This is a genomic window from Psychroflexus salis (assembly GCF_014640175.1).
Classification (GTDB): domain Bacteria; phylum Bacteroidota; class Bacteroidia; order Flavobacteriales; family Flavobacteriaceae; genus Psychroflexus; species Psychroflexus salis.
This window is the reverse complement of record NZ_BMGL01000001.1, coordinates 225,873-251,943: the sequence shown is the minus strand read 5'-3', so window position 1 is coordinate 251,943 and position 26,071 is coordinate 225,873. Positions and strand designations below refer to the sequence as shown.

Sequence of the window (26,071 nt, the reverse complement as noted above, 5' to 3'; positions counted from 1 at the left end):
AATCGGGGTCGGGCAATTCGCTTTTACGCTTCAAAATCTGCCTTGTTTTTATAGCTTTTTGCCGGGCTTCTTAGGTCGCCTACAAAAAACTTAAAAACTACAACTTATTTTTGCAGGGTAACCGCTACTTTCCCTTGCACAAGTGCAAAACTAACCAAAAGCTTCAGAAATAAGGATAAAGCTAAACCAATTTAAATATCAAACCTTGTTATCTAACTCATTCATTTTCTTTCTGTTTCTTTGTAAGTATAAATTTTTGAAATAAAATTCAAATATCGTCTTAATTATCAGCTATTTAATTCATTACAAAAATTCTATATTTGTTTTTATTAATGTTATGAACAGCAGCTTAATACATATAACAACAAACCAAAGCTAAAATGAAAATCCCTTCCAATTTAAAAAAAGGCGATTGTATTGCTATTGTAGCCACTGCAAGAAGTGTTAATGCAAGCGATTTAAAAGAAGCAATTCAATTAGCAGAAAGTTGGGGTTTAAAAGTTGTAATAGGAAGTAGTATTGGCAAAATACAAAACCAATTTGCAGGGAGTGATGCAGAACGTTCGGCCGATTTACAAACACAAATTAACAACCCAAAGCTTAAAGCAATATGGTGTGCAAAAGGTGGTTATGGCAGTGTTCGGATTTTAGATTTAGTCGATTTTTCTTCTCTGCAAAATCAACCCAAATGGATTATTGGTTATTCTGATGTTACCGCCATACACTGCCATTTACAAACACTAGGTGTAGCCAGTTTACATGCGCAAATGCCGGTGGGTATCTCGAGTAAAACAGAAACAAGTGCTTCAACTTTACGAGATGTTTTGTTTGGAAAAAAAATGCATTATTGTTTTGCAAATCATCCTTTTAATCAAACAGGAAAGGTTTCAGCTACGCTAATGGGTGGTAATTTATCGGTTTTGTATTCGCTTTGTGGTTCAGCTAGTTTTCCGAAGCTAGAAAATGTAATTTTACTTTTAGAAGATTTAGATGAGTACTTATACCACATCGATAGAATGATGCAAAACTTAAAACAAAATGGAGTTTTTAAAAACCTTGCTGGAATTGTTATTGGTGGAATGACCGATATGAACGATAACAGAATTCCTTTTGGAAAAACTGCAGAAGAAATTATACATGAATACGTAAGCGAGCTAAAAATTCCCGTTGCATTTGGTGTTTCATTCGGACATTTAAAAGAAAATTTGGCGATTCCGTTTGGAAAAGAAGTTCACTTAATGGTGAGTGAAAAAGGTACAGAAATTCAATTTTAAAATGTTAAGTATGGCGTTTCACAACGAATTAGGTAAAAAAGGAGAAGATTTAGCCACAAATTTTTTGTTGAAAAAAGGCTTTCAGATTCTAGAAAATAATTACCGCTTTTTAAAAGCTGAAGTAGATATTATTGCACTAAAAGGAGAAACTTTGGTTGCTGTTGAAGTAAAAACAAGAAGCACACCCGAATTTGGCGATCCACAAGATTTTTTGAAACCACAACAAATAAAACGATTAGTAAAAGCAGTAGACCATTATGTAAACGAACGCGATTTAGATGTAGAGGTTCGTTTTGATGTAATTGCAATTATTAAAAATAAAATGGGAACGCGAATTGAACATTTAGAAGATGCCTTTTTATATTTTGACTAGTTATACAAACTTAGGCTAGTATTAAATAAAAAAAGCCCAAAACTAAATTGGGCTTTTACAAGTAGATATAAGTTGATGATTTATTCTCCAACCATAATGGGTGCTTTGCCATCGGTAATAATAATTTTTGCATTATTAGATTGGCTTAACTCTCTAAAAGCTTCAATAGATTGGTACTGAATTAGCAAAGGACTTAAGCCTTCATTAATAATGGCTTGTGCATCGCGAATTCCTTCTGCTTCAGCACGTTTTCTGTCGGCTTCTTTAATTTCACGTTGTACAATAAATTCCATTTCTTGAAACTGCTGCTCAGCTCTTAATTTATCTTCAATAGCAGAAGATAATCGTTGTGGAAGATTAATACTCTTCATTAAAACTGTTTGTATTTCGAAGCCTTTATCGCCTAATATTTTATTCATTTTATCTTGAATAGAACGTTCAATTTCATTTCGTTTCAAACTGTGCATATCTTTAGCAAAATATTCTGCCGAAATGTTCGCTGCAGAAGAACGTAAGGTATTTACGAGTACATTTCTTTCAAAGTCTTTACCTATGTCATTTATAATTCTAGGAACTTGATCACGTTCTAAATTATACAATACAGAAACTTCTGCAGTAATAGTTAAACCTTCTTTAGATGGCAACAGTAAAACTTGCTCGATGTTTGTAGTTCTAATAGGCACCTTAACATAAATAGTTGTAAATGGATTAAAAAAACGAATACCCTGATCTACTACTTTATCATTCAACTTTCCAAGTCTTTGTTTTACACCGACTTCTCCAGGCCTAATTACGGCACAATTGCTCATGAAAATTGTCGCTAGGGCAATTCCCAAAAATGTTTTTAGTTTCATAGTTTTCTTTTTTATATATTTTAATTGAGTTTACCAAAAAACATACCACAACATCTTTTAAAGCCTTCATTAAGTTTATTTTATGATGTTTTTGTGTTTCATTTTTACTCATTATATACTAATGTTTACCAACATATAAATTTTTAATCTCTGATTTACAAAAAAGAATGTATTGAAAGCTCTTATCTATAATTTTTACAACAAATCAACCTAATCTATTTAATTTAGAACACGGGAAATAGTAATAAAGCAACATGCTATACCTATAATTTTATTTCTATTTACCCATACCAACCTTAATTTTACCTATACAAAAATAGATTTATTTAGATTATCTTACTAAATTGCAACAAATTATTGTAACCCAATTTTACAACAAAATAGAGTGTTGTTTTAACATGAACTAATTTTTAATTATAAATTTAGTTTGGCTTTTATTGTATGCTTTTTATTAATTTAAGGTAATTATTTTAGTTATGGATAAAGTTTTTAAATCAACTAACTGTATTAGTTTAATAGCTATTTTATTATCCATTAACTTTTTCGCACAAGAACTCCCCCCTATAAATAATTTCACACCTTTAGAATATCAAGCCGATAACCAAAACTGGTCTATCTCTCAAACAGAAGACAAACAAATATTTGTTGCAAATAATAAAGGCTTACTCAATTTTAATGGAGAGAATTGGACTTTGTATCCTTCTCCAAATGAAAGCATTATACGATCAGTTCACGCTGTTAAACAAACAATATATACAGGCTGTTACAAAGATTTTGGATATTGGGAAAAAGACCAGAAAGGAAATTTTAATTACCAATCTTTAGTAAAAGAATATGATCTTCAACTTGAAGAAGATGAGCAATTTTGGAAAATTATAAGCTTAAATAAGTTTGTTATTTTTCAATCTTTAAACAATATTTACTTTTATGATTCCCAAGAAAATACAATCAATAAAGTAGACAACATACCAGAGTTATTTAAACTTTTTGTTGTTAATAACGAACTATATTATAATGTGCCTAACAAAGGAATATTTCAATTGGTAAATGGAACTTCTAAATTAATAAGTAACCACCCTATTTTTACTGATAATTTAGTTATAAATATTTATGCTTATGGCAATCAAATTCTAGTTCAAACCGATAAAAACGGAATTTTTACATTAGAAAAGGAACCTGCAGTATGGGGTAACAAAAATAGCGACTTTTTAAGTTCTTTAACTGTTTACAGCAGTTTACAAACACATTCTGGTAAACTTGTTTTAGGAACTATCTCTAACGGAGTGGTTTTTTTAGATCAAGATGGTAATATTATTTATCATATCAACCAGAATAAAAGACTTAACAACAATACGATTTTAAATATTTTTGAAGATGCGGATTACAATATTTGGTTAGGTCTTGATAATGGTATAAGTTGTATTAATTTGTCACTTCCAGTACGAATTTATAGTGATGGTAGCGGAAATGTCGGTACTGTTTATACATCCATAGTTCATCAAGGGGTTTTGTACTTAGGAACAAATCAAGGGCTTTTTTATAAAGCCCTTGATGCCGCATCTCAAGAATTTAAATTGGTTAAAAATTCTAGCGGACAGGTTTGGAATTTATTTGTACATAAAAACAGTTTGTTTTGTGGTCATAATAATGGGGCATTTATTGTTGCTGATTTTGAGCTTAAAGTATTACAAGGAGCACCCGGCACTTGGTGTTTTAAAAAAATTCCTAATCGACCTAACTTGCTATTATTAGGTACATATAACGGTTTAGGTGTCTTAAGTCTTGGTGATGAAGGCTGGTTTTACCGAAATGCTGTAGATGGCTTTCATATATCTTCTAAGTTTGTTGAATTTTCTAAGCCCAATGAGTTAATTATTAACCACGAATACAAAGGTGTTTTTCATCTTAATTTGAATGCTAATTATACCAATGTAGATTCTTCTTTTCAGCATAACGAAATTGAAAAAGGGCTATATTCAAGCATTACTAAATTCGACGACAAGGTTTTGTACGCTTATGAAGAAGGGGTTTTTTACTACCATGAACAAGAAAATAAATTTAAAAAGGATTCTACCTTAAGTAATTTAAGTTTCGATACAAGCACCTATTCTTCAGGTAAACTTATTCCTGAAAATTCTAATAATTCAATTTGGTCTTTCACCAATAAGGGAATTAATTTTATTTCACCTAGTAAATTAAATGGAGATTTCGAATCCTTATTTATACCAATTCCTAGTCATGTAAGAAACGCTATGATAGGTTATGAGAATATAACCAAATTTTCAGAAAACACCTATTTATTTGGTAATTCGCAAGGTTATTTACTCTTAGATTTATACCGATTAAAAGCAATGGAAGAATCTTTTAATTTAACTTTAAATTCTGTACAGGTAAATTCTTTAGACGAACCATTAGAATACTTACCTTTAAACGATGCAACTGTACTTGAAAACAAAAGCAATAATTTACAGTTCAATTTTAGCTCAGCATTATTCGATAATCTTTACGAAATTGAATATCAATATAGACTGAAAGGTCTATCCGATCAATGGAGTAATTGGCATACCAAGAATAAGGTTAGTTTTAATAATCTCTCTTTTGGAGATTACACTTTTGAAGCTCGAGCTAAAAGAGGCTCAAAAACTTCTGCAACTCAAATACAATTTCCTTTTACAATTAAAAGACCTAAATTGCTTTCTAACTTAATGATTACTGTTTATATTATTATCCTTTTACTTGTAATCATTACTATTCATAATATTTACAAACAATATTACAAAAGACAAAAGAAGAAAATAAAAGCAGAAAATCAACGCTTTCTTGAAATCAATAAGCTTGAATCAGAGCAAAATTTAATGAATATTAAAAATGAAAAACTACAGCAAGATATTGAAAGCAAAAATCGAGAATTAGCTATCTCAACAATGAGTTTGATTAAAAAGAATGAGTTTCTTAATAGTATAAAAAGTGAATTAAAAAAACTAACACAAGAGTCTACTGCTATAAAACGAATTTTAAGAATTATCGACAAGAATTTAAATAACTCAGACGACTGGAAGTTCTTTGAAGAAGCTTTTAATAATGCAGATAAAGATTTTTTAAAGAAAATTAAAACAAAGCACCCATCTTTAACTCCAAACGACTTGAGATTGTGTGCTTATTTAAGACTCAACCTTTCATCTAAAGAAATAGCTCCACTTTTTAATATTTCAATTAAAAGTGTAGAAGTTAAACGATATCGTTTGCGTAAAAAGATGGATTTGGACAGGGAAACTAGCTTAACAAACTACATTTTAGAGATCTAAAAACAATACATTTGTTAAAAATAACACTACATTTAACCTCTATCTTAAGGTCTTTAAATGTTTTTTTAAATTTAATTATTATTTAATTACCATATTTAATTATAAGAAAATCAGAAATATAGATAAATAATTAAAAATGTTTTAAATTTACTATAGCGTTGTAGTTTTTTTGTAAATACAATGTTAACCAATTTATAATATTGTTAAGCTATTTTTATTTCAAAATCTTTTAGTCATGCTCAAAAACTATTTATTCATTTTATGCAGCGTAATAAGTTTGGGTGTATTTGCACAAACTATCGAGATATCAGGAACTGTTATCGATGGCAGTAGTAACATACCCTTACCCGACGCAAATGTTTCAGTCGAAGGCACACAAAACGGAACATCTACAGATTTCGATGGAAATTTCAGTTTATCTAATGTTTCACCAAGTGCAACTATAGTGGTATCTTATTTGGGTTTTGTTACTCAAAAAATACCAGTAAATGGTCAAACTAAGTTTGAAATTGTGTTACAGCCCGATACCGAAGCTTTGGACGATGTGGTCGTAATAGGTTATGGTAAGTCTTCTAGAAGAAACATTACTGGAGCAGTTTCAAAAGTAGGTTCAGAGTCCATTAAGAAGTTAGAACCTCTTAATGCCGCTCAATCCTTACAAGGTACTGTATCTGGTGTAAATGTTACTCCACAAGGTGGAGCACCTGGAGCAGAAGCCAACATTAGGATTCGCGGGGTCTCTACCAATGGTAATAACAAACCGCTTATTATACTAGATGGTTATCAATACGAAGGAGGTCTTAATTCTATAAACCCGCAGGATATTGAAAACATTACTGTTTTAAAAGATGCACAAGCGGCAATTTACGGAACATTAGGTGCAAATGGTGTTGTACTCGTTACTACCAAGTCAGGATCTAAAAACCAAGCAGCGCAGTTTGAGTATTCTACGTATTATGGCTTACAGGAAACAACTCGTAGTTTGCCTCTTTTAAATGCTACGGAATATGGCATATTGATGAACGAAAAGTATACTAATGCTGGACAAGTTAATCCACTCCAAAATATTAACAGCTTGGGTACAGGCACAGATTGGCAAAAAGAAGTTTTTGAAACTGCTCCAGTTGTAAGTCATAATATTTCTGTTCGCGGTGGCTCAGAAAAAACAACTTATCGATTAAGCGCATCTCAATTAGAACAAGAAGGTATAGTTGGTGGCGATAAATCTGGTTTTAAAAGACAAACTGCTCAGCTTAATTTAAATTCAGACTTAACAGATAAATTCAATTTAAAAACTACACTTTCTTATTTCCGTACTGAAAATAGGAACCTTAACACCTTTGGATTAGGCTCAGTTCTTTTTAATGCAATTAACATGGCCCCAACAATTGGCCGCAATGTAGATAATTTAACAGGTGAAATTGACTTAGGTAATGAGGTAGTAAACCCACTAACACAAATTAGAAACACGTATAACGAAGGAATAGCTAATCGTTTAAGCGGTAACATTCATGCTACATTTGAGTATATGAAAAATGTAGATATCCAAGCTAGAATAGGTTTTAATTCTGCTAATTCCAGATACAGAGAGTTTTTACCAATATTCAACTACGGTCCAAATAAGGTTTTTAACCGATTAGATGATAACTTGGTTATTCAAAATCAACAAAGTGACTACGACTACACTGTCGACATCTTTCATACTTATTCAAATAAATTTAATGACATCCACGACCTAACTTTTGTAGTGGGAATGAATATTTTTAAACAGTTTGGAGAAAATGTAAATGCAACTAGAACAGGTGTTCCTAACAATTCTTGGGAATTTGCAAATATTGGTAGCGCAACTGGAACTGGAGATCAACTTAACGCTGGTTCATTTGCTTACGATGTAAGAAGGCTTTCTTACTTTGGAAGAGTCCAATATACCTTGAAAGATAAATATCTTTTTTCAGGGATGTTAAGAAGAGACGCAACCACACGATTTGGTCCAGATAATAGATTTGGATATTTCCCTTCGGCCACAGCAGGTTGGATTGCTTCAGATGAAGACTTTTTCCCAAAAGTAGATGCCATAGATTTTTTAAAGGTTAGAGGTAGTTTTGGTATTTTAGGAAATGACAGAATAGGAGATTTTTTATATAGATCCTTAATGACAGGTTCTGCAAATTATGTAGATCCTACCACTGGAATTATACAAGGCCAATCTTTAGGTCCATTATCGAATCCAAATGTAAAATGGGAAGAAACCACCATGTTTGATATTGGTTTTGATTTAAGACTTTGGAACAATAAATTAAACTTGGTAGTAGATTATTTCCAAAAAGATACCAAAGATTTATTAATCCCTGGTATTCCAGTTACAGGAATTACTGGAATTACAGCGCCAGGATCATCTGCACCTACAATTAATGCTGGTGATGTGCGTAACCAAGGGGTTGAATTTGAAATTTCCTATTCTGATAATTGGACAGAAGATTTAAGCATAAGCACTAGCTTTAACATATCTACTCTTACCAATGAAGTAACAGGCATAAATGGTGCAGACTTTTTAGAAGGCGGACAATTCGGTGTTGGGCAACCCGCTCCATCAAGAATGGAAGTAGGACAACCTATTGGTTATTTCTACGGATATCAAACTAATGGAATTTTTCAAACTCCCGAAGAAGTAGCAGCTCATCCATCTCAATTGGCGCTAGGAGCAAATGCTCAGCCAGGAGATTTGAGATTTGTAGATGCAAATGGAGACGGAGTGATAGATTTAAATGACAGAAAACGAATTGGTAGCCCTATACCTGAATTTACTCTAGGGTATAACTTAAGCCTTAAATACAAGCAATTTGATTTTTCTACATATATGTTTGCTAATATAGGAAACGATATTGTTAGAAATTTTGAAAGAGACCAACCCAATGTAAATATGATGTCATACAACATGGATCGATGGGTTGGACCTGGAACAAGCAACGAAGTGCCAAGACTAACTTCTGGAGCAACAGCCAATCGTGTTTTTTCTGATTTTTTCGTAGAAGATGGTTCTTTTTTAAGAGTACAAACAGTTAGCGTAGGTTATAATTTTAAACCACAACTGCTTGAAAAAATAAAAATTTCTAATCTTCGACTTTATGCTAAGGTAGATAATGTATTCACTTTTACTAACTACTCTGGCTATGACCCTACTGCATCAACAGGTGCGCCAATTGGAGGCGGAATAGATTTCGGTTTTTATCCATTACCAAGGACAGCCATTCTTGGACTAAATGCTCAATTTTAATTTTAAATTTTTAGCACAATGAAAAAATATATCACAATCTTATTGATCGCTTTAATAAGCTTTTCATGTTCAGACGATTTTGTTGAAGTAGACCCACCATTTACGGTAGACTCAGAAAACTTCTTTTTATCTGAAGAAGATTATTACAATGGCTTGATTGCTGTTTACGACTTGTTACAGTCTAACTACGCTAGTGTTATGTTGGCAGAAATTGCTTCGGACGATATCAATGCTGGTGGAGAAAGCCCAACAGATGTTATTGGTTGGCAGCAGATAGATAGAATGATACATACACCAATAAATCAGCAATTAAGAGATGTATGGAATTTTAATTATGCGGGAGTTTATAGAGCCAGCTTTATGGTCGAAAATAAAGATAATATCGAATTTGATGGTAAAAATCAAATACTTGCAGAAGCACGATTCTTACGAGCGTTTTTTAACTTTAATTTGGTTCGCTTTTTTGGTGAAATTCCGATCAAACCAGAAGGTAGATTTTTGTTAGGTGAAGAAACTTCACTGCCAAGAGCTAGTATAGAAGATGTGTATGCATATATTGAAGCAGACTTGTTGTTTGCTATCGAAAATATGTCCCCATCTGCACAAGAAGTTTGGAGAGCCAATCAATTTTCAGCGAAAGCACTTTTAGGTAAAGTATACCTTTACCAAGAAAATTTTGGAGCTGCAGTTGCAGAATTAACTGATGTAATTAACTCTGGCCAATTTCACCTTTACGGAACGCAAGGAAACGAATCCTACGAAAACTTATTTGAGTTTGTTGGCGAAAATAGTGCAGAATCTGTTTTTGAAATTCAATATACTGGAGCTTTAGGAGCAAGTTTTGATTGTTTACAGTGTAGTACAGGAAACGTTATGGTAGGATTTAGTGGAGTTAGAGGTTATAACGGCCCTACTTTTGAACCAGGATTTGGCTTTATCTTACCTAGAGAAGATATTTACAATGCTTATAATGAAAACGACTTAAGAAGAGATGTTAGCATCTTAAACATTGAAGAATGGGCAGCCGATAATAGTGCAGATTTTAATATTGGAAACCAAGATCCAGATACTGGGCATACTGGTTATTATAACAGGAAATATATTCCAAGAATTGCAGAAAATGAACCTGATGCTAACTTAACACAACCTAATAATTACAGAGCAATTCGTTATGCTGATGTATTGTTAATGGCTGCAGAGGCCTTAATAAGAGGTGGTGGTAATGATGAATTAGCAAGAGGATATGTAAATCAAGTAAGGAATAGAGCTGGGCTTGACGATTTAGACTCTTCAGGTAATGCACTCTTAGAGAACATCTACTCTGAAAGAAGATTAGAACTTGTAGGCGAAGGTCATCGCTTTTTTGATCTAGTTAGAACAGGCAGAGCCGCCCAAAATATCGAAGGATTTACAGCTAATAAAAATGAAGTATTTCCTGTTCCATTAGAAGAAATACAATTCTCTCAGGGCAATTGGGAACAAAATGCAGGATATTAAAAGATAAAAATTTGAATTATGAAAAAAGTAAAATATATTTTAAGCATCTTTATTGTTGTTTTGTCTCTTTTCGGTTGTAAAGATGAAGACGATTATAAAGATTTTCTAAATAACACAGAGCCACCTATAAATGTTTCTGCTAAAGTAAGCGTTACACAAGATAACACAGGCTTAGTAACTATTATTCCATTAGCAGAAGGAGCTATTAACTATGTTCTCGATTTTGGTGATGGATCTGAAGTATCAGATTTAATTGAGCCAGGTTCTAGCGTCGACCATATTTACGAAGAAGGCAGCTACGAATTATCTATTACAGCCAATGGTCTTAATGGTTTATCTACAACATCGATTCAAACTATCGACGTTTCATTTCAAGCTCCAGAAAATTTAGAGGTGTTTATTGAAAACGACTCTTCTATTTCAAGACAAGTTAATGTTACTGCTTCGGCAGATTTCGCTTTATCTTATGAAGTTGATTTTGGAGTGCCAGACCTTGAGCCTTTAACTGCTAATATTGACGATACAGTTTCATATCAATATGATGAAGCTGGAACGTACACCATTACAGTAACCGCTTTTAGTGCCGCTATAGAAACCGTTTCTTACACGGAAGAGTTCGAAGTTACTGAAATTTTACAACCCTTAGTTGCAGCACCAAACCCACCTAATAGACAAGATTCAGATGTAATTTCAATGTACAGCAACGCATACGAATTAGACGTTAATGTAAGTTCTTGGCGTTCCGAATGGAGTACAAGCGTTCTTACAGACATCCAAATTAATGGAAACGATACGAAGTTTTATGCAGATGCAGATTTTGTAGGAGTTGAATTTTATGATGAAGATGCTGTAGATGCTTCAGGCATGGATGCATTTCATTTAGATTTCTGGAGCTTAAACGCTACTACTTTTAGAATTAAATTAGTAGATTTAGGAGGCACACCTACAGAAGCAGAAATTGTAATTGAAGATATACCACAAAACGAATGGGTTTCAATAGATATCCCAATGTCAAATTTCACAGACGCAGGGATGACATCGATTAGTTCAATTCAACAATTAATATTCTCTGGTTTACCAGTAGGGACTTTCGATTTCTTTATAGATAATGTATATTTTTATAAAGCGCCTAGCAATGTTCCAGAAGGTTTACAAGGGACTTGGAAAATGGCACCACAAGCTGGTTCACTTGGTGTAGGTCCTTCAGTTGGTGATATTAGCTTCTTTTCTTGCGATGTGGGTTGTGTTGATTTAAGAGCTTGCTATTTTGATGATAGTTATATTTTTGGAGCAGACGGCTCATTCACAAATGATTTAGGCGCCGAATCTTGGATTGAAGGTTGGCAAGGTGGTGGCGATGCATGCGGCACTCCTGTGGCGCCTCACGACGGTTCTAACCCAGCAACTTATGTCTACGATGAAGCAGCGGGTACGGTAACCCTTAACGGTGTCGGAGCATATATTGGTCTAGCAAAAGCTAATAACCAAGGAGAATTACCTAATGTTCCTGTTCCAGATTCAATTACTTATAACGTAACTTTTACTGGCCCTAATGAAATAGATGTAAATATAGACATAGGAGGGGGGATATTTTGGCAATTTAAATTAGTAAGAGAATTACCACCGGCTACTCCATTAACTGGTGTGTGGCAAATGGCTCCAGAAGCCGGTTCTTTAGGAGTTGGTCCTTCTATGGGTGATATTAGTTTCTTTTCTTGCGATGCAGCTTGTGTTGATTTAAGAGATTGTTATTTCGATGATAATTATGTTTTTGGAGCAGACGGTTCATTTACAAATGTTTTAGGAGACCAGTCTTGGATCGAAGGCTGGCAAGGCGGTGGAGATGCCTGTGGCACTCCTGTTGCGCCTCACGACGGTTCTAGCCCAGCAACTTATGTCTACGATGAAGCAGCAGGCACGCTAACGCTTAACGGTGCTGGCGCATATATTGGTTTGGCTAAGGCAAATAATCAAGGTGAGTTACCAAATGTACCTGTTCCAGACTCAATAACATACAATGTAACCTTTCAAGATGCTAATACTATTAATGTGAGCATCGATATTGGAGGTGGTATCTTCTGGCAATTCAAACTAATTAAACTTTAGAAAAATTGAATATGAAAAATATAATAAAATTAACAAGTATAATTCTTACACTTACGCTTTTTGTAGGGTGTCAAGATGATGATGCTAACTTGGGAAATCTTATTGCTCCTTCTAATCTTGAGATTAATGCAGAAATTTTTGGAGTTGATGCAGAAAACCCTAATGGCGATGGAAGTGGATTTGTTGAGTTTACCGCTACAGCAGATAATGCTATAAGTTACAATTTTCAATTTGGAGACGGAACTAGCGAAGTTGTTCCTTCTGGTATAGTAACAAACCGATATAGTTTACCAGGCTTAAATACCTATACAGCTGTTATAACTGCAACAGGAACTGGAGGCCTAACCACAACTACAACAATAGATGTAGAAGTTTTTAGCTCCTTCGATGATGTGGAAGCAAAAGAGTTTTTAAGTGGAGGTACTGGCAGCTCAAAAGTTTGGTATCCTAAATTAGACGAAAATGGTCATTTAGGAGTAGGACCAACTTTAACACAAGACCTTGCAGACGATAGTAATATAAACGGTCATTGGTACCCTCAATATGATTCAACTAATGCTTTTGGAAAATGTGCAAGTTCAGATTCCGATTGTTTTTGTAATTTCTTTTTAACATTTACAATGTCTCCAGATGGTGAATTATCTTTTACTCATGAAAATAATGGAGAAACATTTTTTAACTGGGCCAGCGGTGGAGCTGTAGGACAGGATTTTGAACAATTTGCAGATACATGTTTTGAATTTGATACATCAGGACAGAGTATTGTTTCTGTAGCTCCTTCATCTACAGATTGGTCACAAGTTGCAGATCCTGAGTTCCCCGAACCAAGAGGTACGGTTTTGAATTATTCTAATAATGCATTCATGGGTTATTATACGGGTGTTTCATCCTATGAAATTCTAGAAATTACAGATAGCTATTTGTACGTAAGGTTTTTTGATAATGAAAACCCTGTCTTAGCTTGGTATCAAAAATTTACAACTACTCCACCTTCAAACGACTTTACTTCAATTTACAATGATTTAATTTGGGAAGATGAATTTGATGAAGATGGTGCACCTAATTCAAGTAATTGGACCTACGATTTAGGAACTGGTTCAGATGGTTGGGGTAACCAAGAGCTCCAATCCTATACAGATAACTCAGAAAACGTTATTGTAGAAGATGGACTCTTAAAAATTACAGCTTTAGCAGATGGGAGCGGTTATACTTCTGCCCGTTTAAAATCTGAAGGCTTATTTGAATTTACCTATGGAAGAGTTGAGGTCAGAGCAAAATTACCTTCTTCTATTGGAACTTGGCCAGCAATATGGATGCTAGGAGCTGATTATCAAACCAATACTTGGCCTGCTTGTGGAGAAATAGATATAATGGAACAAAAAGGACAGGATAAAAATACAGTTTTAGCAACTGTTCATCATCCAGGTGTTTCTCCAGGAGCTGGAGATTCTGCTAGCACCGTTTTAACCACTTCTACAACAGAATTTCATAATTATACTGTAGAATGGACCCCAGATACCATTGAATTTCTTGTAGACGACAATGTGTATCATACGGTTGCTAATTCTCCAGACTTACCTTTTGAAAGCGATTTTTTCCTAATCCTAAATATCGCGATGGGAGGAAGCTTAGGTGGTGATGTAGACCCTAATTTTACAGAAGATACAATGGAAATTGACTACGTAAGAGTTTATCAATAATTGTTTTTTTGAAGAAAGTATTGATCTATAGTTTAATCTTGGTTGGATGTTTTGCTTGTAATTCATCCAACCAAGATTTTGTTTTAAATAATTCTAATACCATGATTTCTGAAAAAGTTGAAGCACTTTTAGCCAAAATGACTTTGGAAGAAAAAATTGGACAAATGAACCAGTATAGTGGTTTTATGGATTTTACAGGTCCACAACCCAAAGGTGGTCAGCAGGCTAAAAAATATAAAGATATTGAAAAGGGTCTTGTGGGCTCAATGCTTAATGTTCATGGAGTTGAAAATGTAAAAGCAGTTCAAAAAATAGCTGTTGAAAATTCACGTTTAGGTATTCCACTTATTTTTGCTTTCGATATCGTGCATGGCTATAAAACAATAAGCCCTATTCCTTTAGCTGAAGCTGCCAGTTGGAATTTATCCTTAATTAAACGCTCCGCTGAAATTGCTGCTGAAGAAGCTTCTGCAGCAGGTATAAATCTAACTTTTGCTCCAATGGTAGATATTTCACGCGATGCTCGATGGGGCAGAGTAATGGAAGGTGCTGGCGAAGATCCTTACTTAGGTAGTTTAATAGCAAAAGCTAGAGTTGAAGGATTTCAAGGTAAAGACTTAGGTTTACCCCATACAATCGCCGCCACAGCAAAACATTTTGCTGCATACGGATTTGCTGAAGCCGGTAGAGAATATAATACAGTAGATGTGGGTACAACTACTTTGTACAATACTATATTTCCACCTTTTAAAGCTGCAGTAGATGCTGATGTTAAGGCAGTTATGAATTCTTTTAATGTGCTTAATGGTATCCCAGCAACAGCAGACCAATTTCTAATCAGAGATGTGCTTAAAAAGAAATGGAATTTTAATGGCTTTGTTGTATCAGATTGGGATTCGGTAGGTGAATTAAAAAACCATGGTTTTGCCCAAGATGGTCGGGACGCTGCCAAAAAGGCTATTATTGCTGGATGTGACATGGATATGGAGTCTTACCATTTTATTGAAGAGCTTGCTAGTTTGGTAAATGATGGAGAAGTTGACTTACAATTAATTAACGATGCTGTTCGTAGAATTTTAACCCTTAAGTTTGAGCTTGGTCTTTTTGACGATCCTTACAAGTATTTATCCAAAAAACGTGAAAAGGAAACCGTATATAGCCAAAAATTTAAAAAAGATATTCTAAATATAGCCAGGCAGTCTATTGTTTTACTGAAAAATAATAATCAACTTTTACCTTTAAAAAAAGATCATCAACAAATAGCTATAATAGGCGATTTAGCACAAGACAAAACTTCAGCTTTAGGTAGTTGGAGAATAGCATCAGACGATGGAAAAGCAGAGTCCCTAGTCGAAGCAATGCAAAACTACCCGGCAACCAATTCAATTCGTTACGCGCAAGGTCCTAAATTTATTAAAGGAGATGTTCATTTTGTGAAAGAACTCAATGTTAATACTACAGATAAATCAGGATTCGAAGAAGCTATTAAAATTGCAAAACAAGCAGACATTGTAATTATGAACCTTGGCGAACATGGTTTTCAGAGTGGTGAAGGTAGAAGTCGAACCAAGCTTGGTTTGCCCGGATTACAACAAGAACTTTTAGAAGCCGTTTATGAAGTAAATCCAAATATAGTCTTGGTGCTTCAAAATGGTCGTCCACTTACTTTAACATGGGCAGAGCAACACATTCCTGCAATTGTTGAAGCTTGGCAACTAGGCTCTTTTAATGGTTCCGCCATTGCTCAAGTTCTTTATGGCGATTATAATCCTAGTGGGAAACTGCCTATGTCATTCCCTAGAAGTGTAGGTCAGCTGCCACTTTATTATAACCACTTACCAACAGGAAGACCCAACGATCCTTCACAGCAAGATGTATTTAAATCTTTTTATATAGACCAACAAAACACTCCGCTTTACCCATTTGGTTATGGACTTTCATACACGCAATTTAAACTAAGCAATTTTAGTGTGAATTCTTTTTCAGAAAGTAATGAATTTAAAGTTAGTATTAGTGTAGAATTAACTAATACCGGATCTTTATTTGGCACGGAAACAGTTCAATTATATATTCAAGATCCTGTGGCTCAAATATCACGTCCAATTAAAGAACTAAAGTCTTTTAGACAAGTCTCACTAAATCCAAATCAAAAGAAATTGATAAATTTTCTATTGAGTGAAAAAGATTTGGGGTATTATTTACCCAATGGAGATTGGATTTTTGAAAAAGGAAAATTCAATTTTTTTATCGGAACAAGTTCAGATACATCTCTTCAAGCAGAACTAAATCTTCAATAAAACAGATTAACATTTAAATTTTATTTTTAATTTAAATCAATAGAAACTACGATAACGTTTGCGAATTTTGTCTTTAAATCTCCTTTAAAACTATTTCATTATTGATTTAAAAATCTAAAAAACAATACACTTAATTAAATTAGCTATACATAATCACTACATTATTCTTTTTTAACACTTAAAGAATTAAAAGACTTTCTTGTTTAATATACTTCATATTCTATCGTGTTTATTGGCCTTAAGAGCTTTAAATAATTCATAAACTGCATTAATTCATTAAATGTATATATTTTGTTTAGCATTTTCTAAATAAAATCTTAACTAAAAGCTTTAAGTTTGAGTATAATGAATTATTAAATTCAAACAAATGAAAAAAATTATTTTTGCTAGTGCATTATTTCTTTTTGTATCCTTAAGTTTTTCGCAAGGTCATAATGTTAAAGTTGTGTCTAACGACCAAGGTCTAAAACTACAAGTTGATGGGAAAGACTTAATGGTAAATGGGATGAATTGGGATTATTTTCCTATTGGTACAAACTACAATTACAGTCTGTGGAATCAACCAGATAACATTATAAAATCTGCTTTAGATTCTGAAATGGGATTACTCAAAAATATGGGTGTAAATACAATTCGAGTATATACAGGTATACAACCTAAATGGATTAAATACATATACGAGAATTATGGAATTTATACGATGTTAAACCATTCTTTTGGAAGATATGGCCTTACAATAGATGGCGTTTGGACGCCAGTAACAAAGTATGACGATCCTGCCACCAAACAATTGCTAATGTCAGAAATAACCGATCTAGCCAATACTTATAAAGGAACCCCAGGTTTACTTTTATATTTATTAGGTAACGAAAACAACTATGGTTTGTTTTGGGCAGGTGCTGAAACTGAAGATTTTCCAGATGAAGAAGACCAAATTAATGCAGTTGGCGAAAATAGAGCTCGCCCTATGTACCAATTAATGAATGAAGCATCTAAGAAAATGAAGGCTATCGATAATTCAGCTCCTGTTGCGATTTGTAACGGAGACCTGTTGTTTTTAGAAATTGTAGCTGAAGAATGTCCAGATGTAGATATTTACGGAACGAATATGTATCGTGGAGAAAGCTTTGGAGATGCATTTCAAAAAGTGAAAGATGTTTATGGAAAGCCAATTTTGTTTACAGAATTTGGTGCAGATGCATTTAACGCTAGAGATAATCAAGAAGACCAAAAATCGCAAGCTTATTACATGCTAAATAATTGGAAAGATATTTACCAAAATGCCGCAGGTTTAGGCTTAGCTGAAAACTCTATTGGTGGCTTCACCTTTCAATTTAGCGATGGTTGGTGGAAATATGGCCAAACTTCTAATTTAGATGTGCATGACTCAAACGCATCTTGGTCTAACGGTGGATACGACAGAGACTTTGCTGAAGGAGAAAATAATATGAACGAAGAATGGTTTGGAGTATGTGCTAAAGGACCAACTAATGCAAGTGGATTATACGATTTATACCCAAGAGCTGCCTATTATGCTTTAAAAGAAGCGCACGATTTTAATCCTTATGCAGGCGAAAAAGATTTATCAGATTTAGAAATACATTTCGAAAAAATCGAAATAATGGGAGCCGTATTAAAAGCACGAGGCGACAAAGCAGCTTTAGGTGGTGGAGATTCAGAAAAACTTAGCATTAGTAGGTTATCTGCTCAATTTTCTACTTTTTACACAGACGGACATTTAATTACTACACCAGACACACCTAATCCAGATAGCAATGCTTTTCCAAATCAATTAGGATTCGACCATATGGAATCTTACTTTGTAGGCGTTGAAGCTAAACCTGCCCCAAACATGCGAGCAGAAGTTCAGTTCAATATTATAGGCAATGTTGCTGAAAATCCAATTGACGAAATCTTTTATGAAAACCGGTCTAGAAACCTAATTGTCGATACTCCAGAAGGAGAAACAATCTTAAACGATATTAATCGTCTAAATGTATACCAGGCAGAATATGAATGGAATGCTAAACACTTCGATTTGCGGGGTTTTTACAGAACCAATCATTATCACTGGCAATACGAAGGTGATATTTTTGGCCTATACCCAGAAGCTAATTATGGTCCGAATTTAGATATTTATGGAGGTGAAATTCTTGGTTTTGAAGTTGATGGTAAAGGAGTAGCTGAAGGTTTAAAAGCTGCTTTTGGTCCGCAACTTTGGTGGGGAGCAAACCCAACAACTCTCTTAAAATATAGAACTCAAATTGGTAAATGGAATGTTACAGGAGTTTACAATAGAGATATACAAACCGATTTACGTTTCGATGAAAATGGTCGCCGTGTATTAGATCAAAATCAAGTTCGAAGTGGTATTATTCCACCTTGGCCTAGCGAAAAAATGTCGGTTGCGATCGAACGTACATTTGGTAAATTTGAAATAACTTTAGGAGGTCTTTGGGCTGGTAGTCCACTAAATGGAAGCTCCTATCAAGACTTTACAGGAACAGAAGGAAACTATACTGTTTTTGAAGATAAAATTAAATCCAAAGACAACTGGGGAGGGAAAGCCAAATTAATATACGAAGGCGGAAAATTTAATTGGTATGCACAAGGTGCTGTTATGGGATTAGTTGCTAACGGAAGTGCAGATATGACACAAACCTTTACAGGCTGGAAATTGAAAGATTCGGGCAGTGGTAACCAATCTAATTTTTTAACGGGCTTTACTTATAGTGTTGGTAACTGGCAAATTGCTCCAAATTTTATGTGGCGCAAACCTTTGGTTGAAGCAATGCCAAACGGTATTGATGCACCTGGCAGATTACGTAATTTTATAGACGATCCTTTTGCAGTTAGAGATGGCAATAGAGAAACAACAGCTGGAGAGTTGTTACTAACCTACGATCCAACTCCAGGAACTTGGATGTACGAATGGGATAACGACCGATCTGAAGATGCTGCTTTTGCAATGAGCGCAGGATTTGTATATAGACACTTACCAACTACTATGGATGGACACATTGGTTTCTTAGCCGATCGTACTTTCTTCGCTTTTCCAACTTCTGCACCAGCCGAAGATTTATGGGAAGCAAACACTAGAATTGTTTCTAAATTAAGCCCAGACTTAGGTTTTATCGCTAACTTGTACTACGGTAATGGGCAAGCCAATGGTGACGACGCAAGATTAATTACTCGTTACGGTGGAGATATCAGGATGATTTATAAAAAGATAAAAGTACAAACTCATGTAAAAGTTAACGACTGGGGTCCTTTCGATTACCACAGAGATTTTAACTTAACCTTCCCCTTGCAATTGATGTTAGATGTCTCAACTACTGTCGGAAAACCAGACTGGTTTGTATTGCCGAATACAAGAATTGGTATTCGTGGTACATGGCGATCATTAAATCAAAATTCGCCTAGATACGCTCCAGCTACACCACCCGAAAATGTTTTTCCACCTCAGCCAATATTAAATCCTATAGGTTTTTCTGATGGTTCGGAGTGGGAAATTAGAACATACATTCATTTTAACTTAGGAAAATAAAATACCATGATAACAAATAAAATAAAATTTAACTTTACTTGGTGCCTAGCAGCTAGTTTGCTTTTTGTGTTAAGTTGTGAAAGAGATATTTCAGATGATGCAGTATTAGCTTCATTTCCAAATGTAGGCGAAATTTTTACAGATGTTCCAGTTGGCTTAGGAAGCGATTTTTATTTTCCATATGATGGTTCTAAACCAACGGCTTGGTCTGTAGATCAAGAAGAAAGTTACGAAGGTCAAGCTTCTATGCGAGTTGATGTACCAAATGCAAACGACCCTGAAGGAAGTTATGCGGGTGCCATTTTAAGAATAGATGGATCACCACGCAACTTAACAGGCTTCGATGCATTAACTTTTTGGGCTAAAGCATCTCAAGGTGTAACCATTGGAGAATTTGGTTTCGGTGAAGACTTTATGGAAAACGAATTTCAAACAACAATTACTAACATAAGCTTAAGCACTGCTTGGCAAAAAATAGTTATACCAATACCAGATTCATCTAGATTAGATCAAGTGTTAGGAATGTTTAGGTATGCAGCTGGCTCACAAGGAACTGGAGGAAATGCATATACTTTTTGGGTAGACGAGTTGCAATTTGAAAAATTAGGAACAATAGCCCAACCTAGACCAGCTATTCAAAATGGAAATAATACTGTAGCCCAAACTTTTACAGGTGGTAGTTTGCAGGTAACTGGTTTGACGCAAACCTTTAATACCACAAAAGGCGATGTAACAGCTTCTGTTTCGCCAAGTTATTTTGAATTTGAATCATCAGATGAAAGTGTTGCAACTGTAGATCAAGATGGTATAGTTCAAGTAATAGGCTTAGGAACTGCTGTAATTTCTGCTACTTTAGGCGAAGATGATGCAGAAGGCTCTCTAATTGTTGAATCTTTAGGAAACTTTTCTCCAGCTCCAACACCTACTCAAAATCCAGAAAATGTAATTTCTGTTTTTAGTGATGCCTATGAAAATGTGCCTGTGCTTTATTACAATGGCTTTTTTACAGGAGATGGGCAAACTACTCTAGGCGGAACAGGACCAGGTGGTGCAGATATAATTGTTGATGGCGATGGAATTATAAATTATACTGACCTTAACTTTGTTGGAATAGGTACTTTTAATGAAGTCTCTCCAATAGACGCAACAGCTATGACTCATTTACACTTAGATATTAATGTAAACGAACAAATGAATTCTTCAGACTTTTTAAGAATTCAATTAATTAACAGCGTTGGAAACAATGAATCTTCTAGCTCAATAATTTTATTAGCAAATCAACTTTCATCATTTCAATGGGAAAGCTTCGATTTACCATTAAATAGTTTTCCAGGTCTGACAGACACTTCTCAAATAGGATTATTGTTTTTTGTCTCTGATGGTACAATATCTGACATTTATGTAGATAACATTTATTATTACGCAGATGAATAACGTAGCATAAAATCTAAAATATAATCCTTTGACTATACTCTAACAATATAAAAAAGAAGAAGATGAAGAAGATAATCACATTATCAAAAAAAATACTGTGTGTATGCATATTAGCATTCAGCTTTAACAGCTGCGATACCGACGAAACCCAAACGATAACCACATTCGAAAACTTAGTTTTTGAAGATGAATTTGAAGGCAATGCGCTAGATATGAACGTGTGGGATTATGAAATTGGTACAGGTGTAGATGGTTGGGGAAACCAAGAGCTTCAATACTATACCGATAGACCTGAAAATATAAAAGTTGAAGACGGAAAGTTAATCATTACAGCAAAACAAGAATCTTTTGAAGGCTCTGGTTATTCTTCGGCTAGAATTTTAACAAAAGATAAATACAACAAACAATACGGTCGTATTGAAGCTCGCATGAAGATGCCTTGGGGTCGCGGTTTATGGCCAGCATTTTGGATGCTTGGTGAAAATATAGACGAAGTAAGTTGGCCACAAACAGGAGAAATAGATATTATGGAATACCGTGGTCAAGATCCTACCATCGTTCACGGAAGTGTGCACGGTCCAGGATATTCTGCTGGAAATGCTGTTACAAAAACCTACGATTTAAAAAATGATCGTTTCGATACCGATTTTCATGTTTTTGGAATTGAGTGGGGCGAAAATTACATTAATTATTATGTAGATGATTTTTTATACAACCGCATTACCCCAGAAGACGTTAGTGGAGAGTGGGTGTTTAATAAACCATTTTTTATGTTAATCAACATGGCAGTTGGCGGTACTTTTGTTGGTTCACCTTCTCCACAAACAGTTTTTCCACAAACACTAGAAGTTGATTATGTAAGAATTTACGAAAAATAAAATTAAACAAATAATTAAAAAATAAGCGGTAACTTTAATTACCGCTTTTTGCAAATAAAAAAGGAATAGAAGTAATTAATAAAGAATGATTAAAGAGCGACCCAACAATCAGCATATGGCAAAAGAAAGTGAATTAGAACAAGTAAGACTAAACGGCGAAAAGTTTCTTAAAATTAATAATAACGACGTTATGCGTCCGTTTTTTATGAGCATTGTGAGCGATTCTAACCACTGGATGTTTATTTCAAGTAATGGCGGACTTACCGCAGGAAGAAGAAATGCAGAATACGCATTGTTCCCTTACTATACCGACGATAAAATAACCGAATCTGCTCATTACACCGGAAGCAAAACCATAATTAAAGCACGTCTAGAAAATGAAATTAAATTTTGGGAACCATTCTCAAACCGTTTTCTAGAACAATACGAAATTACTAGAAATCTTTACAAGAATATTTATGGAGATAAAATTCTTTTTGAAGAAATAAACCACACTTTAAATTTAAAATTTACATATCGTTGGTCTACAAGTGACGAATATGGTTTTGTAAAAGAAGCAAAACTTGAAAATTTGAGTCCTTCTTTAGTTGAAGTTGAACTACTCGACGGTTTACAAAATGTCTTACCCGCTGGAGTTGTAAGCGATTTACAAACACAAAGTAGTAATCTGGTTGATGCTTATAAACGCAGTGAACTTGACCCAAAAACAGGATTAGGAATATTTGCGCTTAGTGCAGTACCAGTAGACAAAGCAGAACCTAGCGAAGCCTTAAAAGCTAATGTAGTTTGGCATTTTGGTTTAGAAAATCCCATTCATTTATTATCTTCTTTACAATTAGAAAAATTTAGAACAGGGCAAAGCATTACCCCAGAAACCGATGTTAAAGCTGAAAAAGGAGCCTATTTCCTTCATAAAAAGCTTCAATTAAATGCAAAAGCAGAACAAACTTGGTTTATAGTTGCCGATGTAAATTATAACCACGCTAAAGTAATTCAACTTCAAAAAGATTTACATAAAAGCAATCTTCAACAGCTTATTGAAGCAGATATAAAACTTGGTACCGAAAAATTAATTAAACTCAATGCAGCTGCCGATGGTTTGCAACGATCAAACGATAATTTAAGAGATATTCGTCATTATTCTAACACCATGTTTAACATTATGCGTGGTGGAATTTTTGATAACAATTACCAAATTGAAGCCTGGGATTTTAAGCAATACCTAAGTAAAGCCAATGCGCCACTAGCTTTAAAAGTTGAAGGAGAAGTAAAAAGTTTACCTGAAGTATTTTCTGTAAGTCAATTGCAAACACTTTCAGAAAAAATTGCTAACGAAGATTTTACACGTTTAGCAACCGAATATTTACCATTAAAATTTAGCCGTCGACATGGCGATCCAAGTCGACCTTGGAACCAATTTTCTATAAATACAAAAGCAGACGACGGAACAAAAGTATTAGATTATGAAGGCAATTGGCGAGACATTTTTCAGAATTGGGAAAGCCTTGCTCATTCGTATCCAGCCTTTATTGAAGGGATGATTTTTAAATTTTTAAATGCATCTACCTTCGACGGCTACAACCCATACCGCGTAACCAAAGATGGATTTGATTGGGAAACCATCGAGCCAGACGATCCTTGGTCATATATTGGGTATTGGGGCGATCATCAAATAATTTATTTACTCAAGTTCTTAGAGTTTTATGAAGACTATGAGCCAGGAAAACTAGTTCAACTTTTTAGTGAATCTATGTTTGTGTACGCCAATGTTCCATACCGAATTAAGCCTTATCAAGATATTGTTAACGACCCTAAAGATACTATAGATTTCGATCATGAGAACGATGCAAAAATTCGTGATAAGCGTAATAAAATAGGGGCTGATGGTGCTTTGTTAACCGACCAAAAAGAAAATACAATCCATGTAAATTTCGTCGAGAAAATTTTAGCAACTAGTTTGGCTAAATTATCAAATTTAATTCCAGAAGCCGGAATTTGGATGAATACACAACGCCCCGAATGGAACGATGCTAATAATGCTTTAGTAGGAAACGGTGTCTCGATGGTTACATTGTCCTATCTGAGAAGGTTTTTAGATTTTTTCAAAAAATTAATTGTAAAATTAGATAGCGATAAGGCGTATGCTGTTTCTGAAGAATTAGCTGGAATGTTTGCTGCAATGCATAAAACCTTCAATAAGTTTTTCGCCTTAACGCAATCTAGCTTTAATGATGAGCAACGTAAACAAGTATTAGACGAATTAGGTGAAGCTGCTAGCTTATTTAGAACTAGTGTTTACCAAAAAGGTTTTTCAGGTAAGAAAACAGAAATTTCAGTAAAAGACTTAATCGATTTTATTAACACCAGTTTAGTTTACTTAGAACAATCTATTGAAGCGAACAAACGTGAAGATAATCTGTATCACGCTTACAATTTAATGACGATTACTAAAAATGAAGTTAGTATAGATTATCTGGATGAAATGCTAGAAGGTCAAGTAGCTGTATTAAGTTCAGGTTATTTAAATGCGCAACAATCTTTGGCCTTACTCGATGCCTTAAAGAAAAGTGCATTGTTTAGACCAGATCAATACAGTTATTTACTTTATCCTAATAAACAACTAAAAGGCTTCTTAAATAGAAATAATGTTTCAGCAGCAGCAATAAATTCTTCAAAATTACTTCAAAAATTAGTTGAAGAAGGCAACAAAAATATTATTGAAAAAGATGTAGATAACCAATATCATTTCAATGGAAATTTCAACAATGCCAAAAAGTTAAAAGAAGCTTTACAAAACTTAAATCAGCATCAAGATTTAGTTGAAGAAGAATTGTCAAAAGTACTTCAAATTTATGAAGACGTTTTTAATCATAAATCATTTACTGGTCGTTCAGGAACATTTTATGGCTACGAAGGTTTAGGTTCTATTTATTGGCATATGGTTTCAAAACTGCAATTAGCGGTTTTAGAAACCTGTTTACAAGCTATTAAAACTAACGAATTGCCAGAAATAGTAGGTGGATTATTAGAACATTATTACGAAATTAATGAAGGCATAGGTGTACATAAATCTCCTAAATTGTATGGTGCATTTCCAACCGATCCATACTCGCACACACCGCAAGGAAAAGGAGCGCAGCAACCTGGTATGACTGGGCAAGTTAAAGAAGATATTTTAAGCAGGTTTGGAGAATTAGGTGTAAGCATTAAAAATGGACAGCTCCAATTTACGCCACATCTACTCAGAAAAACTGAATTTTTAGAAGAAGAACATGTGTTTAGATTTGTAGACGTTAACCAAGAAAAACACGCTTTAAAAATACAATCTAATTCTTTAGGTTTTACTTTTTGTCAAGTTCCAATAATTTATAAAATGGGAGACCATAATACCCTTGAAATTGAATTTAGCGATGCCACTAAAAATCGTTTAGATGGTCAATACTTACCAAATAAAATAAGTATAGAGATTTTTAATAGAACAGGAAAGGTAAAACAAGTAGTTGTTCAAGTTGATACTTCACTTTTAAAATAA

Annotated in this window: 13 protein-coding genes; 12 read left to right on the top strand and 1 reads right to left on the bottom strand. The window is 34.2% G+C overall.

Going from position 1 to position 26,071, the window contains the following annotated elements:
* The first annotated feature begins 380 nt into the window (after nucleotides 1–380).
* Together IEV63_RS01000 and IEV63_RS00995 are read left to right on the top strand one after the other, a co-directional pair.
* Nucleotides 381–1,274 (top strand): S66 peptidase family protein, encoded by an 894-nt coding sequence (locus tag IEV63_RS01000; RefSeq protein WP_188404886.1) that lies wholly within the window; start codon nucleotides 381–383, stop codon nucleotides 1,272–1,274.
* Between the two features lie 10 nt (nucleotides 1,275–1,284).
* Nucleotides 1,285–1,647, top strand: a complete 363-nt coding sequence (locus IEV63_RS00995; RefSeq protein WP_188404885.1) for a YraN family protein — start codon at nucleotides 1,285–1,287, stop codon at nucleotides 1,645–1,647.
* Nucleotides 1,648–1,727: 80 nt separating this feature from the next.
* Here IEV63_RS00995 and IEV63_RS00990 read toward each other — a convergent pair whose 3' ends face one another.
* Nucleotides 1,728–2,501: a prohibitin family protein gene (locus tag IEV63_RS00990; RefSeq protein WP_188404884.1), complete on the bottom strand. Its 774-nt coding sequence runs from the start codon at nucleotides 2,499–2,501 to the stop codon at nucleotides 1,728–1,730.
* A gap of 476 nt (nucleotides 2,502–2,977) precedes the next feature.
* On the opposite strand from IEV63_RS00990, the gene IEV63_RS00985 reads away from it, so the two are divergent.
* The 10 genes from IEV63_RS00985 to IEV63_RS00940 all read left to right on the top strand — a co-directional run bounded on the left by IEV63_RS00985 (nucleotide 2,978) and on the right by IEV63_RS00940 (nucleotide 26,071).
* Nucleotides 2,978–5,806, top strand: a complete 2,829-nt coding sequence (locus IEV63_RS00985; protein WP_188404883.1) for a triple tyrosine motif-containing protein — start codon at nucleotides 2,978–2,980, stop codon at nucleotides 5,804–5,806.
* 235 nt (nucleotides 5,807–6,041) lie between these two features.
* Nucleotides 6,042–9,080 carry a SusC/RagA family TonB-linked outer membrane protein gene (locus tag IEV63_RS00980; protein WP_188404882.1) on the top strand — a complete coding sequence of 1,013 codons (3,039 nt, stop codon included), beginning with the start codon at nucleotides 6,042–6,044 and terminating at the stop codon, nucleotides 9,078–9,080.
* 18 nt (nucleotides 9,081–9,098) lie between these two features.
* Nucleotides 9,099–10,577, top strand: coding sequence for a RagB/SusD family nutrient uptake outer membrane protein (locus IEV63_RS00975; protein ID WP_188404881.1), 1,479 nt, complete (start codon nucleotides 9,099–9,101; stop codon nucleotides 10,575–10,577).
* A gap of 18 nt (nucleotides 10,578–10,595) precedes the next feature.
* On the top strand, nucleotides 10,596–12,683 hold the full coding sequence (locus IEV63_RS00970) for a hypothetical protein (RefSeq protein ID WP_188404880.1): 2,088 nt from the start codon (nucleotides 10,596–10,598) through the stop codon (nucleotides 12,681–12,683).
* Nucleotides 12,684–12,694: 11 nt separating this feature from the next.
* Nucleotides 12,695–14,383 (top strand): glycoside hydrolase family 16 protein, encoded by a 1,689-nt coding sequence (locus IEV63_RS00965; protein WP_188404879.1) that lies wholly within the window; start codon nucleotides 12,695–12,697, stop codon nucleotides 14,381–14,383.
* Between the two features lie 8 nt (nucleotides 14,384–14,391).
* Nucleotides 14,392–16,680 (top strand): beta-glucosidase BglX, encoded by a 2,289-nt coding sequence (bglX, locus tag IEV63_RS00960; protein WP_229737143.1) that lies wholly within the window; start codon nucleotides 14,392–14,394, stop codon nucleotides 16,678–16,680.
* A gap of 367 nt (nucleotides 16,681–17,047) precedes the next feature.
* Nucleotides 17,048–20,227 (top strand): glycoside hydrolase 5 family protein, encoded by a 3,180-nt coding sequence (locus IEV63_RS00955; protein ID WP_188404878.1) that lies wholly within the window; start codon nucleotides 17,048–17,050, stop codon nucleotides 20,225–20,227.
* A 6-nt stretch (nucleotides 20,228–20,233) separates the two neighbouring features.
* On the top strand, nucleotides 20,234–21,661 hold the full coding sequence (locus IEV63_RS00950) for an Ig-like domain-containing protein (protein WP_188404877.1): 1,428 nt from the start codon (nucleotides 20,234–20,236) through the stop codon (nucleotides 21,659–21,661).
* Between the two features lie 62 nt (nucleotides 21,662–21,723).
* Complete coding sequence (locus tag IEV63_RS00945; RefSeq protein WP_188404876.1) at nucleotides 21,724–22,539, top strand: glycoside hydrolase family 16 protein; 816 nt, start codon at nucleotides 21,724–21,726, stop codon at nucleotides 22,537–22,539.
* Between the two features lie 85 nt (nucleotides 22,540–22,624).
* Nucleotides 22,625–26,071: a 1,3-beta-D-glucan phosphorylase, GH149 family gene (locus tag IEV63_RS00940; protein WP_188404875.1), complete on the top strand. Its 3,447-nt coding sequence runs from the start codon at nucleotides 22,625–22,627 to the stop codon at nucleotides 26,069–26,071.